The sequence below is a fragment of the Streptomyces sp. NBC_00210 genome, assembly GCF_045160975.1.
Taxonomy (GTDB): Bacteria; Actinomycetota; Actinomycetes; order Streptomycetales; family Streptomycetaceae; genus Streptomyces.
Genome location: NZ_CP108120.1, coordinates 6,568,405 through 6,582,517, shown reverse-complemented (window position 1 = coordinate 6,582,517; position 14,113 = coordinate 6,568,405). Strand labels below are relative to the sequence as shown.

Below are 14,113 nucleotides of genomic sequence, written 5' to 3'. Positions count from 1 at the left end.
TACGGGGACCCCGCACCGGCTACGCCGCCGTGCGCCGTCCGCCCTGCGCGCCGCCCCTCGCCGGGCGACCGCCCTGCCGAGCCTGTCCGGTCTGCGCCCCCTGGCCGCCGCCCTGCCCACCACGCCGACCACGGCTTCGTCCGCCGCCACCGCCCTGCGCGCCACCCTGCCCCGGCACCTGCGCGCGGCGGCGCTGCGGCCGCTGCTGCTGCACGACCGGCTGCGGGACCTCGATCGTGATCGCGATCCCCGACGGCTCGCGCGCCCCGGTGAGACGGGCCAGCTCCTCGTCGCTGGACTTGATCCTGGCCGTGCGCGGGCTGATGCCCGCGTCCGCCATCAGCCGCGTCATCTCACGCCGCTGCTCGGGCAGCACCAGCGTGACCACGCTGCCGGACTCGCCCGCCCGGGCGGTACGCCCGCCGCGGTGCAGATAGTCCTTGTGGTCGACGGGCGGATCGATGTTCACGACCAGGTCGAGATCGTCGACATGGATGCCCCGGGCCGCCACATTCGTCGCGACCAGCGCGGTGACCTGGCCGTTCTTGAACTGGTCGAGCGTGCGATTGCGCTGCGGCTGCGAACGCCCGCCGTGCAGCGCCGCGGCCCGTACGCCGCTGGCCAGCAGCCGCTTGGCGAACCGGTCGGCGGACCGCTTCGTGTCGACGAAGAGGATCACCCGGCCGTCGCGCGCCGCAATACGCGTGGCCACGGCCTTCTTGTCGGTCTCGTCCACGACGTGCAGCACATGGTGCTCCATCGTGGTCACCGCGCCCGCGGACGGGTCGACCGAGTGCACGACGGGGTCGGTGAGGAACATCCGTACGAGCCGGTCGATGTTCTTGTCCAGCGTCGCCGAGAAGAGCATCCGCTGGCCGTCCGCCTCGACCTGCTTGAGCAGCGCGGTGACCTGCGGCATAAAGCCCATGTCGGCCATCTGGTCGGCCTCGTCCAGGACGGTGATCGCCACCCGGTCCAGTACGCAGTCGCCGCGTTCTATGAGGTCCTTGAGCCGCCCGGGCGTGGCCACCAGCACCTCGGCGCCGCGCCGCAGCGCGCCCGACTGCTTGCTGATCGACAGACCGCCGACGACCGTGGCGAGCCGCAGCTGCACGGAGGTCGCGTACGGCGACAGCGCGTCGGTGACCTGCTGTGCGAGCTCGCGGGTCGGTACGAGGACGAGCGCGAGCGGCGCCTTCGGCTCGGCGCGCCGGCCCGCGGTGCGCGCGAGCAGCGCCAGCCCGAAGGCGAGGGTCTTGCCGGAGCCGGTGCGCCCGCGGCCGAGGATGTCGCGGCCCGCGAGTGAGTTCGGCAGGGTCGCGGCCTGGATCGGGAAGGGCTCGGTCACGCCCTGCGCCGCGAGGGTCTTGAGCAGGGCGGCCGGCATGTCCAGCTCGTCGAACGCGCCGACGGCGGGCAGCGCGGGCGTGACGGTTTCCGGCAGTGTGAATTCCTGCGGGGGCGCCACCTTGCGGGCAGCAGTCTTGCCGGAACCCTTCACGGGGCCCTTGGCGCGGGAACTGACCGGGCGCCTGCGGGCCACTCGGGCGGCCGGGCGTTCGGAGCGAGTCATTCGGAGTTTGCCTTCCTTGGCCTGAGAACAGCACAAACCGGGGCCCGCACCACGACGGTGCGGGCCCCGGCTGCGAGATACGCGTCCAGCGATTAGGCCGGGACGATGTTCTCCGCCTGCGGGCCCTTCTGGCCCTGCGTGACGTCGAAGGAGACCTTCTGGCCTTCCTGGAGCTCACGGAAGCCGGAGGTCGCGATGTTCGAGTAGTGGGCGAAGACGTCGGCGCCGCCGCCGTCCTGCTCAATGAAGCCGAAGCCCTTTTCCGAGTTGAACCACTTCACGGTTCCAGTAGCCATGTCATTCTCCTAAAACAGGGGCAAGCCGAAAACTCACACCTCGTGAGTTTCCCGTCGCTGCATTGACCCCCATCCGGAAAAGCCGGAAACAATAATGTGCGCCTGAGGAAGCATTCCCGTCAGGCGCACACAAAGTTCATGGGTACCAAAACTGCAACGTCGCCAACCGTAGCACGCCACGTCCCGAAACGCTCGTGATCACAGCCGTTCGATCATCGTGACGTTCGCCTGACCTCCCCCTTCACACATCGTTTGCAGTCCGTACCGGCCTCCCGTGCGCTCCAGTTCATGAAGCAGCGTCGTCATCAGCCTGACGCCCGTGGCGCCGAGTGGGTGGCCCAGGGCGATGGCGCCGCCGTTGACATTGACCTTGTCCGGGTCGGCGCCGGTCTCCTTCAGCCAGGCGAGCACTACGGGCGCGAAGGCCTCGTTGATCTCGACCAGGTCGATGTCGTCGATCGACAGGCCGGTCTTCTTCAGTGCGTACGCCGTCGCCGGGATCGGAGCCGACAGCATCCGGATCGGGTCCTCGCCGCGTACGGAGAGATGGTGGATACGGGCCCGCGGCGTCAGGCCGTGCCCGGCGACGGCCCGTTCGCTCGCGATCAGCATCGCCGCCGCGCCGTCCGAGACCTGCGAGGAGCACGCGGCCGTGATGGTGCCGCCGTCCAGGACCGGCTTCAGGGCCGCCATCTTCTCCAGCGTGGTGTCGCGGCGCGGGCCCTCGTCCACGGTCATGTCGCCGTACGCCACGAGCTCCCGCTCGAAGCGCCCCTCGTCGATGGCGCGGATGGCCCGCCGGTGGGAGAGCAGCGCGAACTCCTCCATGTCGCGCCGTGAGATTGACCACTTCTCGGCGATCAGCTGTGCGCCGTGGAACTGGTTGACGGGCTGGTCGCCGTACCGGGCACGCCAGCCCTCGCTGCCCGCGAACGGGCCGCCGGTCAGCCCGAGCGGTTCGGCGGCCTGCCGGGACGCGAAGGCAATGGGGATCTGCGTCATGTTCTGCACGCCGCCCGCGACGACCAGGTCCTGGGTGCCCGACAGCACGCCCTGCGCCGCGAAGTGCACCGCCTGCTGGGAGGAGCCGCACTGGCGGTCGATCGTCACGCCCGGCACCTCCTCGGGCAGTCCCGCCGCCAGCCATGCCGTACGGGCGATGTCGCCGGCCTGCGGGCCCACCGTGTCGAGGCAGCCGAAGACGACGTCCTCGACGGCGGCGGGGTCGATCCCGGAGCGTTCGACCAGGGCGGTAAGGACATGCGCGCCCAGGTCGGCCGGGTGCACCCCGGCCAGTCGGCCGTTGCGCCTGCCCACCGGAGTGCGCACCGCTTCGACTATGTAGGCCTCGCCCATGACAACTCCTTCGTCGGTCAGCTGCGTACGGCGATTCCGTCCAGCACCATCGACAGGTACTGGCGGGCGATCTCCTCGGGGCTGTGCTGTCCGCCCGGCCGGTACCAGGACGCCGCGACCCACACGGTGTCGCGCACAAACCGATAGGTGAGCCGGATGTCCAGGTCGGCGCGGAACACCTGCTCCCTGACCCCGCGCTCCAGGGTCCCGAGCCATGCCTTCTCGAACTTCTGCTGCGAGTCGGTGAGGTAGTGGAAGCGGGGCTGGGCGGCCAGGTGCCTGGACTCCTTCTGGTAGATCGCGACGGCGGCGCGGTGCCGGTCGATCTCCCGGAAGGACTCGGTGACAAGGGCCTCGATGGTCTCCCTGGGCCCGAGTCCGGCGGCGAGCACGCTGTCGTAGCCCTGCCAGAGCTCGTCGAGGAAGGTGGAGAGGATCTCGTCGAGCATCGATTCCTTGGAATCGAAGTGGTAGTAGAGGCTGCCGGCGAGCATCCCCGCCTCGTCCGCGATCTTGCGGACGGTGGTGGCGTTGTACCCCTGGGCGGCGAACACCTCGGCGGCGGTGTCCAGGAGCTCGCGGCGGCGCTCGGGCGAGGGGGTCACCTGGTTCTTCTTCTTGTTCGGCTGGTTCGGCACACGGTCATTCTCCGTCTACGCGTGCTGGCTGCTGATGGAGACGACCTCGCCGGTGAGGTACGAGGAGTAGCCGCTGGCCAGGAAGACGATGGCGTTGGCTATCTCCCACGGCTCGGCGTAGCGCCCGAAGGCCTCCTTGGTGATCAGCTCGTCGAGCACCTCGGGCGATGTGACCTTCACCAGATGCGGGTGCATGGCGAGGCTGGGGGCGACGGCGTTGACGCGTACGCCGTACTCCGCCGCTTCGATCGCCGCGCAGCGAGTGAGCGCCATGACTGCGGCCTTGGCGGCGGCGTAGTGGGCCTGGCCGGCCTGGGCGCGCCAGCCGACGACGGAGGAGTTGTTGACGATCACTCCGCCGCGGCCGGAGGTGCGGAACGAGCGCAGGGCGGCCCGGGTGCAGCGGAAGGTGCCGTTCAGGGTGACGTCGATGACCTTGTCCCACTGTTTGTCGCTCATGTCGACGAGGGCGGCGGTGCCGCCGAGGCCCGCGTTGTTGACGACGATGTCGAGGCCGCCGTGTTCCTGTACGACCGCCTCGAACAGGGCCTGGACCTGGCTCTCGTCGGTGACGTCGCACGGCAGTGAGGTCACGACGTCGGGCCCGAACTCCTCCGCGAGTGCCGCCTGGGACTCCTTGAGCCGGCGCGCGTGCGCGTCGCTGATGAGGATGCGGGCGCCCTCCTCCAGGAATTTGCGTGCGGTCGCGCCGCCGATGCCGGCGCCGGCCGCGGCGGTGATCACGGCGGTACGGCCCTTCAGCAGGCCGTGGCCCGGTACGTACTGCGCCCTGTTGTCCGTCACAGCAGCACGTTAACCTACCAAACACTTGTTAGGGAAGGAGCTCCGGATGGATCTGGACCACTCCGCCGACGACGAGGCGCTGCGGGCCGAGGCCCGCGCCTGGCTCGCGGCCAATGTGCCAGCCGAGCCGCTGCCGTCGCTGGAGACCCGGGAGGGCTTCGCGGCGCACCGGGCGTGGGAGGCACAGCTGCACGCGGACCGCTGGTCGGTCGTCTCCTGGCCGCGCCGGTACGGCGGGCGGGGCGCCGGCATCTTCGGCTGGCTGGTCTTCGAGGAGGAGTACTACGCGGCGGGCGCGCCGGGACGGGTCTCGCAGAACGGCATCAATCTGCTGGCCCCCACGCTCTTCGACCACGGGACGGACGAGCAGCGCGGGCGGGTGCTGCCCCCGATGGCGAGCGGCGAGGTGATCTGGGCGCAGGCGTGGTCGGAGCCCGAGTCCGGCTCCGACCTCGCGTCGCTGAAGTCCCGTGCGGTGCGCACGGACGGCGGCTGGCTGCTGAGCGGCCAGAAGACATGGTCCTCGCGGGCTGCCTTCGCGGACCGGGCGTTCGGCATCTTCCGCACGGACCCTGGTGCGCCGAAGCCGCATCAGGGGCTGACGTATCTGATGTTCGACCTGTCGGCGGACGGGGTGACGGTCCGCCCGATCGGCCGGCTGGACGGCAGGCCCGCGTTCGCCGAGCTCTTTCTCGACAATGTCTTCGTCCCGGACGAGGACGTGATCGGCGAGCCGGGCCAGGGCTGGCGGATCGCGATGTCCACGACGGGCAACGAGCGCGGGCTGATGCTGCGCTCCCCCGGCCGCTTCCTGGCCGCCTCGGACCGTCTCGTACAACAGTGGCGCGAGCGGGGCGAGGACCCGGGTGTACGCGACCGGGTCGCGGACGCGGTGATCGGGGCGCGGGCGTATCAGCTCTTCACCTACGTCGGGGCCTCGCGCTTCGCCTCGGGCGCGAGCGTCGGCGCGGAGTCCAGCCTGAACAAGGTCTTCTGGTCCGAGTACGACATCGCCCTGCACGAGACGGCGCTCGATCTGCTCGGCCCGGACGGCGAACGGGCCGACACCGACTGGGCCGAGGGCTATGTCTTCGCGCTGGCGGGTCCGATCTACGCGGGCACGAACGAGATCCAGCGCGACATCATCGCCGAGCGGCTGCTCGGCCTCCCGAAGGGCCGGCGCTGATGCGTTTTCTCCTCAACGATGAACAGCGGGCGTTCGCGCAGTCCCTGGACGCGATGCTGACGGCTTCGGATCCCGCGCCGACGGCCCGCGCCTGGGCGGCGGGGGACCATGCGCCGGGTCTGGCCCTGTGGTCCCGCCTGGCCGAGGCGGGTGTCTTCGCGCTGGCGGTCCCGGAGCCGTACGAGGGCGTGGGCCTGCTCCCGGTCGAACTGACGGTGGCCTTCGTGGAGCTGGGCCGCCACGCGGTTCCGGGTCCTGTGGTGGAGACGGTCGCGTCGGCGGCGCTGCTGACCCGCCTGTCGCAACAGGGCGACACGAGCGCGGCGAAACGCCTGCTGCCGAGCCTGGCCTCGGGCGAGGCACTGGCGACACTGACGACGGGTGGCGGCTACGCGTTGGACGCGGACGCGGCGACGGTGATGCTGGTGGCGACCGCCGAGGACTCGGCCCTGCGCGTCGCCTCCTCGCACGGTGCCGTTCGCGCGTCCCTCGATCCAGTACGGCGGTTGGCCGTTCCCACCCAGGGGGGCGAGGTTCTGGCCGAGGGCGCGCATGTCGCGGACGCCGCCGCCCACGGCGGTGACGTCGCGCGGCTCGCCACCGCCGCGCAAGCCCTCGGCGTCGGGCTCATGCTGCTCGAGCGGACCGTTGCATACGTCAAGCAGCGCACCCAATTCGGGGTCGCCATCGGGTCGTTCCAGGCGGTCAAGCACCGGCTCGCCGACGTCCTCGTCGGGCTGGAGTTCGCCCTGCCGCTGCTCTACGGGGCAGCGCTTTCGATGGCCCCCGCCGACATCGCCGCCGCAAAAGTCGCCGCGGGTGAGGCCGCGTACGCCGCCGCCCGTGCCGCGCTCCAGCTGCACGGCGCGGTCGGGTACACCGACGAGCTCGACCTCTCGCTCTGGCTGCGCAAGGCACGGCCGCTGCGCGATGCGTGGGGCACCCCCGCGGCGTGCCGGGCGCGCGTGCTCGACGGCTGACCCGGGCGCTCAGCGGCGCCGGTGCTCCCGTACGCCCTCGCCCGGGCGCCAGGACCGTACGACCAGCTCATCGCCGTCGACGTACGTCTGCACCACCTCGCCGATCTCCACCCGGAAGAGGTGGTACGGCTCCGGCGGCCCGGCCTCCGCCGTGAAGCGGGCCTTCGCTTCGGAGTCGGTCACTTCCACCGCGCGCCCAGCGATCCGGACGTCGCCGCCGTCCATCGAGTCGTCCGGCCCCGGGTTCGCATGGAGCGCGAGTCGCGGATCGCGCCGGAGGTCCTGCGCCTTGCGGGAGCCCGGCATCATGCCGAGCCACAACTCACCGAAGCGGAAGTCGGCTTCGAGCCCCGTCACCCGTGGGGACCCGTCCTTGCGCACGGTCGCCAGGACATGGTGCTTGTAGCGACCGAAGCGGTTCCGTACGGCCTCGGCAAAGGCGGGCTCAGCCGCCAGGAAATCCGCCCATGAACGAGAGGTCATGAGGCCATCGAACCGCCAAAAAGCGACATCTGCTGTCGGGTTTGCTCTCCGTGTGCCGATCCAGGGCGAACGTGCTCTGCTGGAAGGCGGGTAAACAAAGGAGGACCCCGATGGCGATCTTCGTGCATGCGACTCTCCCCGGCGTCACCACCGACCAGTACGACGCCCTCAATGCCGAACTGCAGAAAACGCCCGAGATCTTCGCGGGCTGTCTGTCGCACGCCTGCGTGCCCGGCGACTCGGGCCTGGAGATCTACGACCTCTGGGAGTCGGAGGAAGCCATGAACAAGTTCACCGCGGCCATGATGCCCGTCGCCGAACGTTCAGGCATGCCCGCGGGCCCGGGTGGCGGCCCGACGATCTCGCAGGTCCACAACTACTGGGTGCCCGGCGCCTGACCGGCCGCACTCCGCAGGGTGACAACCGCCACGTGCCCCTCCGTACGCAGCGAGCCGGGCGACTCGTCGAGCATGACGGCGTCGTACTGGCCGAGCGTCAGCCCCGCCTCCTTGAGGACGGTCGGCCCGTCCAGCGCGACGATCACGACCGTCGAGCCGGCCGGCACGACAACCAGCAGTCCTCCCCGCACCACCGAGGTCAGAGCGGCCGTGCGGCCCCCTCGGTACATGACGTTGAAGTTGACGACGGGCCCGGCCAGGAGCCTGCCGCCGGTCTCGACGTCGCCGGGGAAGTCGTAGGGCCGGTACCGCTCGGCGGCCAGTACCTGCTGCCCGCCGGCCGTGAGGTCCATCCCCGCGCCCTCGACCACGGTCAGCGTGCGCGCGATCCCGGGGAAGGCGGAGAACGGCCCGTCCGCTGCGACATCCGCGAGGCTGATGCGCCAGTCGAAGTCGTGCATCGACGCGCCCTCGGGCGAGAGGGCGATCTCACGGGTGACGCCGCCGCCGTTCTTCCACGGCACGGCGGTACGGTCCGCCGCCCGCAGCACCCGCGGCGTCATCGCACGATGCCCTGCGCCCGGGCTGCGGCCAGCCAGTGCGGGAACTCGGCGACCAGCCGGTCGTACAGCTCCTCGTCCGGGACCTTGCGCGGGTCGAGCCCGGCGTGGAAGAAACCGGCGTTGTCGACGGGCCGTTTGGCGGGCACGGCGAGCTCGTCGAGCTTGTGCAGGAAGTCGAACTGCGTACTGCGCTTGTTGCCGAAGCCGATGAACTGCCAGAACAGCGGCAGCTTCGCCGCCTTGCACAGATAGCGCTCCGCCGCGAGCTTGCTGATCGGGCCGCCGTCCGTCTGGAAGACGACGAGCGCGGGCGCGGTCGAACCGCTGTCGATGTAGTGGTCGATGACCGCGTCCATGGCCAGGTGGTAGCTGGTCTTGCCCATGTGGCCGAGGCCCGCCACGATCTCGTCGACCCGGCCCCGGTGGTTCTCCAGGGCGATGTCGGTGACCGCGTCTATGTCCGTGGAGAAGAAGACGAGGGGTACACAGCCGTCGTCGTCGAGGTTGGCCGAGAGACCGAGCACCCGGTCGGCGAGCGCCTGCACGCTGCCGTCCTTGTAGTAGTCCTTCATGGAGCCGGAGTAGTCGAGCACCAGATAGACGGCGGCGCGCTGCCCGCTCAGGCCGTGCTTCTGCAGCGATACGCCCGCGCTCTTGTAGAGGCTGACGAGCGCGGGCGCCTTCTCCTCGACCTTGGCGAGGCTGATGGCCGCCATGCGGGGCTCCGTTCGTGCGAGGGGACGGGAGAGTTGAGGCTACGTCACCGGAACTCGACCGGGCCGGTCCCCCGTCGACCGGGTCGGTCCACCGTCAAGGCGGAGAATCCGGCCCGGCCGACCCGTCTCCTCAGAGCGCCAGCCACACCGCGGTGTCGCTCGGCAGCCGGTCACCGTCCAGCGTCCCGCTGGCCAGCAGTACCCCGCTGTGGGCGGGCAGGTCCACCGGCTCGTCGGAGAAGTTCACCACGCACCGGAAGCCGGGCTCACGGCGGAACGAGAGAACGTCGCTGTCCGGGGCGCTCTCCCAGCCGATCGTGCCGTCGCCGAGGGCGCTCTGGCTCCGGCGCGCGCTCAGCGCGGACCGGTAGAGGTTCAGCATGGAGGCGGGGTCGCCGTCCTGAGCCTCGGCGGTCAGCGACTTCCACGCCTCCGGCTGAGGCAGCCACGGCGCCGAGGCGGTGCCGTCGGGGCTGAATCCGAACGGCGGGCCGTCACCGCTCCACGGCAGCGGGACGCGGCAGCCGTCACGCCCTCGGTCGGTGTGGCCGGAGCGTTCCCAGGTGGGGTCCTGGAGCACCTCCTCCGGCAGATCCTCGACCTCCCACAGGCCCAGCTCCTCGCCCTGGTACAGATAGGCACCCCCGGGCAGGGCCAGCGTGAGCAGGGCGGCGGCCCGGGCCCGCCGGGTGCCGAGCTCCAGGTCGGCCGACCGGTCCAGTTGGGACAGCGAGCGCTGCTGACCCTCGGGCTGCGGTCTGGCGTAGCGGGAGACATGCCGGGCGACATCGTGGTTGGACAGCACCCAGGTGGCGGGCGCACCCACCGCGCCGAGGGCGGTGAGCGACTCGTCGATCACCCGGCGCAGTTGGCCTGCCCGCCAGGGAGCCATCAGATAGTCGAAGTTGAACGCCGTGTGGAGCTCGTCCGGGCGGACGTAGCGGGCCAGTCGCTCCGGAGTGCCCGCCCATGCCTCCGCGACGAAGGCACGGGCCTCGCCGTACGAGTCGGCGACAGCCCGCCAGCCCTGGAAGATCTCGTGGACTTCGTCGCGGTCCCAGTGCGGGTGATCACCGACGCCCATTGAGTCGAGGAGCTTGACGTCGAGTGAGCCGAGGTCCGGCAGCCCCGGTGCCTTGATCAGGCCGTGCGCCACATCGATGCGCACCCCGTCGATGCCGCGGTCGAACCAGAAGCGCAGGATCGACTCGAACTCGGCGCGCACCTCGGCATTGTCCCAGTCGAGGTCGGGCTGCTCGGGTGCGAAAAGGTGCAGGTACCACGGCCCGGGTGAGCCGTCGGGCTCGGTGATCCGTGTCCAGGCGGGGCCGCCGAACACGCTGCTCCAGTCGTTGGGCGGCAGGTCGCCGCGGGGGCCTCGACCCGGCCGGACGATGTAGCGGTCCCTGGCCGGCGCCGAGGGACCGCCGGCCAGCGCCTCGCGGAACCACGCGTGCTCGCACGACGTGTGGTTCGGCACGATGTCGATGAGGACGCGCAGCCCGTGCTCATGCGCCTCTTCCACCAGGGCCTGTGCCTCGTCCAGGGTGCCGAAAGCCGGGTCGATGTCCCGGTAGTCGGCGACGTCATAGCCTCCGTCGGCCATGGGGGACGGGTACCAGGGGCTGAGCCAGAGCGCGTCGACACCGAGGCGGGCGAGGTGGGGAAGGCGCCGGCGCAGGCCGGCGATGTCGCCGATACCGTCGCCGTTGCCGTCGGCGAAGCTGCGGATGTACACCTCGTAGATGACGGCGTCGCGCCACCAGTTGGCGGGGGTCCGGGCAGGAGCCACGGTGTTTCTCCTCGAAAGAACGTAGGTGAGGGGCGGGCGGGGGCCGGTTACTTGACGGCGCCCGCGGTGAGTCCCGCGATGATCCTTCGCTGGAAGATCAGTACGAGGACCACCAGCGGCACCGTGACGACGACGCCGGCCGCCATCTTGGTGCCGTAGGGGATGTCGAACCCGGTCGACCCTCCGAAGCGGGAGATCGCGACGGTGGCGGTCTGCATCGAGTTCTTGTTCACCATCGAGACGGCGATGATGAACTCGTTCCACGCGGCGATGAACGTGAGGATGGCGGTGGTGAACACGCCTGGCGCGGTCAGCGGCATGATGACCTTGCGGAACGCTTGTCCTGGAGTACAACCGTCCACCATCGCGGCATGTTCCAGTTCGCGTGGAAGCTGCTTGAAGAACGCGGTCAGGTTCCACACGGCCAGCGGCAGTGCGAACGACATCGACGGCACGATCATCGCCTGGTAGGTGTTGACCCAGTGCAGCGTGTTGGAGAAGAGCTTCAGCATCGGCACGACCAGGGCGATCCCCGGGAACATGGAGGTCGCGATGATCACGGCCAGCACCGCGTTCTTGAAGCGGAACTCCAGCCTGGCCAGTGCGTAGGCGGTGAACACCGCGATCACCAGGGTGAGCACCGTGGTGATGCCGGCCACGAGCAGGCTGTTGAGCAGCGCCCGCCCGAAGCCCGTCCCCGGCCTCAGCACCGCCCGGTAGTTCTCCAGCGACCACGGCGAGGGGATCGGGGACTTGTCGAACAGATCGGAGCTGCGCCGCATGCTGGAGACGACCATCCAGTAGAACGGCGCCAGACAGTAGGTCATGATCGCGGCGACGCCGGTGGAGGCGAGCACGGCCGGTGCGGTGAATCGTCGCCGGGGCCGAATCCGTACGGTGGTCGAGGTGGCGCTCATGCCGTCGCTCCCTTCGTCGTTGCCCGCCGGGCGCGGCGGTCGCGCTTCTTGGTCCGCTGCTCGGAGAACACGTCGGCGCCCAGGAGTCTGACGAAGACGAAGGCGACCACGGCGACATAGAGGAAGAGGATCACCGCGTAGGCGGAGGCAGGCCCGTAACGGGTGTTGGCCGCCTCGTCGAAGGCCAGCATCGACAGCGTCTGAACCGACTCCTTGTGCGCGCCGACGAGGACGTACGGCAGGTCGAACATGCGCAGCGCGTCCAGCAGCCGGAACAGCACGGCCACCAGCAGCACCGGCCTGATCATGGGAAGGGTGATGCGGAGGAACTCCTGAAGGCGGTTCGCGCCGTCCACACGCGCCGCCTCGTACACCTCTCTCGGGATCAGCTGGAGACCGGCCAGTACCAGCAGCCCCACGAACGGGGCGGTTTTCCAGGTGTCCGCCACGATCACCGCCAGGGCCGCCTGGACCCCGTCCGTGGTCCACAGGATCTCCTGCCCCAGCAGGGCGTTTGCCGCACCGTCGGCCTGGAAGATCCACTGCCACAGCAGGGCGGAGACCACCGTGGGGATGGCCCACGGCACCAGTACCCCGGCCCGGACCAGGGCCCTGCCACGTACCGCGTGGTTCATCACCAGGGCCATCGCCACGCCGAGCACGGTCTCTATGAGCACGGTCGTGACGGTGAAGAACGTGGTGTTGGAGAAGGCGTTCCAGAACTGCTTCCCCGCCTCTCCGCCGAAGATCTCCGTGTAGTGCGTCAGGCCGGTGAACTGCTCGCCCTCCGATACGAATCCGGAGCTGTCCAGGCCGGACTTCTCGCTGAACAGGGACTCGCGGAAGGCCGCCAGCACCGGGTATCCGGCAACCAGCGCGAGAACCAGGAGCGTTGGGGACACAAGCAGTGCGGCAAGTCGGCCTGTGCCGCGTTTTCGGGACGGGCCGGGGGCGGTGGGCGCCTTGGGCGCCAGGGTGGCAGGGCGTTGCGGTGCCGTCAGGCTGGACATGGGAGGTCACCTTCAGCGGGGCGGGGAAAGGGCGGGCGAAGGCAGCCGCGCGGAGCCGCATCTGAGGCGGCCCCGCGCGGACCGGGGGTCACGGCTTCGCGATCTTCTCCAGACGTTCCTGGAGCTCCTTCAGTGCCGCCGCCGGCGGTGTGCCGCCCTGCAGTGCCCGGTACGCCGCGCCCTGGATCGCCGCCGTCGCGTCTCCGTAGCGCACCACGCGCGGCCGGGGTGCGGCGCCCAGGATCGAGCTCTTGAGCACCGGCAGGTACGGGTACTTCTCGATCATCGCCGGGTCGTCGTACAGGGAGGCGATGGTCGGCGCATTGGAGCTGAGCAGCAGATTCTCGCGCTGCGACTGCTCGCTGGTGATGAAGGTGATGAAGTCGAGTGCCGTGGCCTTGTTCTTGGCAAACCTGCTGATGGCCAGGTTGTGTCCGCCCAGGCTGGAGACGCCCGGTCCGTTCAGGCCCGGCAGCGGGGCGACGCCGAACTTCCCCGCGACCTTGGAGGAGCCGTCCTTGGCGTTGGCCAGGGACCACTGGTACGGCCACTGCCGGTGGAAGACGAGCCGGCCCTGCTGGAAGGCCTGCCGGCCCTCCTCCTCCTTGAAGGTGATGGCCTTCTTCGGTATCAGGCCGCTCTTGTAGGCGTCCGTGAAGAAGCTGAGGCCCTTGAGCGCCTCGGGTGAGTCGACGGTCGGCTTGCCGTCCTTGTCGACGACGGCGCCGCCCGCGCCGTCGATCATCTCGGAGAAGTTGACCGTCAGGCCCTCGTACTTGTCGAACTGGCCCGCGTAGCAGGACATGCCCTTGCCCTGCTCAAGCGCCAGGACCTTCTGGCAGGTCTGCTCCATCTCCGCCCAGGTGCGCGGGGGCTGGGCGCCCACCTGCTTCAGCAGGTCGGAGCGGTAGTACAGCAACCCGCCGTCGGAGGTCCACGGGGCGGCATAGAGACGGCCGAGGTACGAGGCGCCTTCCAGCGTGGGCCCCAGGTACTTGCCGGCCTCGAACCTGCCCTTGGGCAGTTCGGCCACCCAGCGGTTGGCGGCGAACTCGGCCGTCCACACGACGTCGAGGCTGAGTACGGAGAACTCGCCGGACTTCAGCGATGCGTTCTGGATCATCCGCTGGCGCTGGTCGTCGGCGTTGTCGGGCAGTTCGATGAAACGCACCTGCTCCTTGCGGTGGCCCTTGTTCCACTTGTCGAGCATCTTGGCGAGGACACCGGTGTTGTCCTTGCCGCCCGCCAGCGTGATGGGTCCGCGGCCCTTGAAGCTGTCGGTGCTGTTTCCGCCCCCGCTTCGCGCCTGGGTACCCCCGCTCCCGCATGCGGCCAGAACGGCCGCAGCCGTGCTCACCACGCAGGCTCTGAGCAGCAGGTGCCTCATGTTGATCTCCTTTG

Annotated in this window: 15 protein-coding genes; 3 read left to right on the top strand and 12 right to left on the bottom strand. The window is 69.9% G+C overall.

What is annotated here, in order from left to right:
- Window positions 1-19: 19 nt before the first annotated feature.
- The 5 genes from OG729_RS29730 to OG729_RS29710 form a co-directional block, all read right to left on the bottom strand.
- Complete coding sequence (locus OG729_RS29730) at window positions 20-1,573, bottom strand: DEAD/DEAH box helicase (protein WP_405808936.1); 1,554 nt, start codon at window positions 1,571-1,573, stop codon at window positions 20-22.
- Window positions 1,574-1,665: 92 nt separating this feature from the next.
- Entirely contained in the window at window positions 1,666-1,869 is a 204-nt protein-coding gene (locus OG729_RS29725; protein WP_003969786.1) for a cold-shock protein, read from the bottom strand.
- Between the two features lie 198 nt (window positions 1,870-2,067).
- A complete protein-coding gene (locus OG729_RS29720; protein WP_405808934.1) occupies window positions 2,068-3,225 on the bottom strand; it encodes an acetyl-CoA C-acetyltransferase in 1,158 nt (385 codons plus the stop codon).
- A gap of 17 nt (window positions 3,226-3,242) precedes the next feature.
- Window positions 3,243-3,863: a TetR/AcrR family transcriptional regulator gene (locus OG729_RS29715; protein ID WP_405808932.1), complete on the bottom strand. Its 621-nt coding sequence runs from the start codon at window positions 3,861-3,863 to the stop codon at window positions 3,243-3,245.
- A gap of 15 nt (window positions 3,864-3,878) precedes the next feature.
- Entirely contained in the window at window positions 3,879-4,667 is a 789-nt protein-coding gene (locus OG729_RS29710) for an SDR family oxidoreductase (RefSeq protein WP_405808931.1), read from the bottom strand.
- A gap of 46 nt (window positions 4,668-4,713) precedes the next feature.
- Between OG729_RS29710 and OG729_RS29705 the strand changes: the two genes are divergently transcribed.
- Both OG729_RS29705 and OG729_RS29700 read left to right on the top strand, forming a co-directional pair.
- A complete protein-coding gene (locus OG729_RS29705; RefSeq protein WP_405808929.1) occupies window positions 4,714-5,853 on the top strand; it encodes an acyl-CoA dehydrogenase family protein in 1,140 nt (379 codons plus the stop codon).
- Complete coding sequence (locus OG729_RS29700) at window positions 5,853-6,833, top strand: acyl-CoA dehydrogenase family protein (protein ID WP_405808928.1); 981 nt, start codon at window positions 5,853-5,855, stop codon at window positions 6,831-6,833. The genes OG729_RS29705 and OG729_RS29700 overlap by 1 nt, the downstream gene beginning before the upstream one ends.
- Before the next feature lie 9 nt (window positions 6,834-6,842).
- Here the strand turns inward: OG729_RS29700 and OG729_RS29695 are convergent, their stop codons facing one another.
- The gene (locus OG729_RS29695; RefSeq protein WP_405808927.1) at window positions 6,843-7,316 is read right to left on the bottom strand and encodes a pyridoxamine 5'-phosphate oxidase family protein; all 474 of its coding nucleotides are present in this window, start codon (window positions 7,314-7,316) and stop codon (window positions 6,843-6,845) included.
- 110 nt (window positions 7,317-7,426) lie between these two features.
- Between OG729_RS29695 and OG729_RS29690 the strand changes: the two genes are divergently transcribed.
- Window positions 7,427-7,714: a hypothetical protein gene (locus OG729_RS29690; protein ID WP_360874043.1), complete on the top strand. Its 288-nt coding sequence runs from the start codon at window positions 7,427-7,429 to the stop codon at window positions 7,712-7,714.
- Here OG729_RS29690 and OG729_RS29685 read toward each other — a convergent pair.
- From OG729_RS29685 to OG729_RS29660, 6 genes are all read right to left on the bottom strand, one after another.
- On the bottom strand, window positions 7,693-8,277 hold the full coding sequence (locus tag OG729_RS29685) for a HutD family protein (RefSeq protein WP_405808926.1): 585 nt from the start codon (window positions 8,275-8,277) through the stop codon (window positions 7,693-7,695). The genes OG729_RS29690 and OG729_RS29685 overlap by 22 nt on opposite strands.
- Window positions 8,274-8,993, bottom strand: a complete 720-nt coding sequence (locus OG729_RS29680) for a VWA domain-containing protein (RefSeq protein ID WP_360874048.1) — start codon at window positions 8,991-8,993, stop codon at window positions 8,274-8,276. Before OG729_RS29680 ends, OG729_RS29685 begins: the two co-directional genes overlap by 4 nt.
- A gap of 130 nt (window positions 8,994-9,123) precedes the next feature.
- Window positions 9,124-10,785 carry a glycoside hydrolase family 13 protein gene (locus tag OG729_RS29675; protein WP_405808924.1) on the bottom strand — a complete coding sequence of 554 codons (1,662 nt, stop codon included), beginning with the start codon at window positions 10,783-10,785 and terminating at the stop codon, window positions 9,124-9,126.
- A 47-nt stretch (window positions 10,786-10,832) separates the two neighbouring features.
- Complete coding sequence (locus OG729_RS29670; RefSeq protein WP_405808922.1) at window positions 10,833-11,702, bottom strand: carbohydrate ABC transporter permease; 870 nt, start codon at window positions 11,700-11,702, stop codon at window positions 10,833-10,835.
- Complete coding sequence (locus OG729_RS29665; RefSeq protein WP_405808920.1) at window positions 11,699-12,712, bottom strand: carbohydrate ABC transporter permease; 1,014 nt, start codon at window positions 12,710-12,712, stop codon at window positions 11,699-11,701. Before OG729_RS29665 ends, OG729_RS29670 begins: the two co-directional genes overlap by 4 nt.
- 88 nt (window positions 12,713-12,800) lie before the next feature.
- Window positions 12,801-14,099, bottom strand: a complete 1,299-nt coding sequence (locus OG729_RS29660) for an ABC transporter substrate-binding protein (protein WP_405808919.1) — start codon at window positions 14,097-14,099, stop codon at window positions 12,801-12,803.
- Window positions 14,100-14,113 lie beyond the last annotated feature (14 nt).

What these genes read in the sequence shown, in the direction of transcription:
- OG729_RS29730 (WP_405808936.1), bottom strand. Translation starts at nt 1,573, where the DNA reads ATGACTCGCTCCGAACGCCCGGCCGCCCGAGTGGCCCGCAGGCGCCCG.
- OG729_RS29725 (WP_003969786.1), bottom strand. Translation starts at nt 1,869, where the DNA reads ATGGCTACTGGAACCGTGAAGTGGTTCAACTCGGAAAAGGGCTTCGGC.
- OG729_RS29720 (WP_405808934.1), bottom strand. Translation starts at nt 3,225, where the DNA reads ATGGGCGAGGCCTACATAGTCGAAGCGGTGCGCACTCCGGTGGGCAGG.
- OG729_RS29705 (WP_405808929.1), top strand. Translation starts at nt 4,714, where the DNA reads ATGGATCTGGACCACTCCGCCGACGACGAGGCGCTGCGGGCCGAGGCC.
- OG729_RS29700 (WP_405808928.1), top strand. Translation starts at nt 5,853, where the DNA reads ATGCGTTTTCTCCTCAACGATGAACAGCGGGCGTTCGCGCAGTCCCTG.
- OG729_RS29695 (WP_405808927.1), bottom strand. Translation starts at nt 7,316, where the DNA reads ATGACCTCTCGTTCATGGGCGGATTTCCTGGCGGCTGAGCCCGCCTTT.
- OG729_RS29690 (WP_360874043.1), top strand. Translation starts at nt 7,427, where the DNA reads ATGGCGATCTTCGTGCATGCGACTCTCCCCGGCGTCACCACCGACCAG.
- OG729_RS29685 (WP_405808926.1), bottom strand. Translation starts at nt 8,277, where the DNA reads ATGACGCCGCGGGTGCTGCGGGCGGCGGACCGTACCGCCGTGCCGTGG.
- OG729_RS29680 (WP_360874048.1), bottom strand. Translation starts at nt 8,993, where the DNA reads ATGGCGGCCATCAGCCTCGCCAAGGTCGAGGAGAAGGCGCCCGCGCTC.
- OG729_RS29670 (WP_405808922.1), bottom strand. Translation starts at nt 11,702, where the DNA reads ATGAGCGCCACCTCGACCACCGTACGGATTCGGCCCCGGCGACGATTC.
- OG729_RS29665 (WP_405808920.1), bottom strand. Translation starts at nt 12,712, where the DNA reads ATGTCCAGCCTGACGGCACCGCAACGCCCTGCCACCCTGGCGCCCAAG.
- OG729_RS29660 (WP_405808919.1), bottom strand. Translation starts at nt 14,099, where the DNA reads ATGAGGCACCTGCTGCTCAGAGCCTGCGTGGTGAGCACGGCTGCGGCC.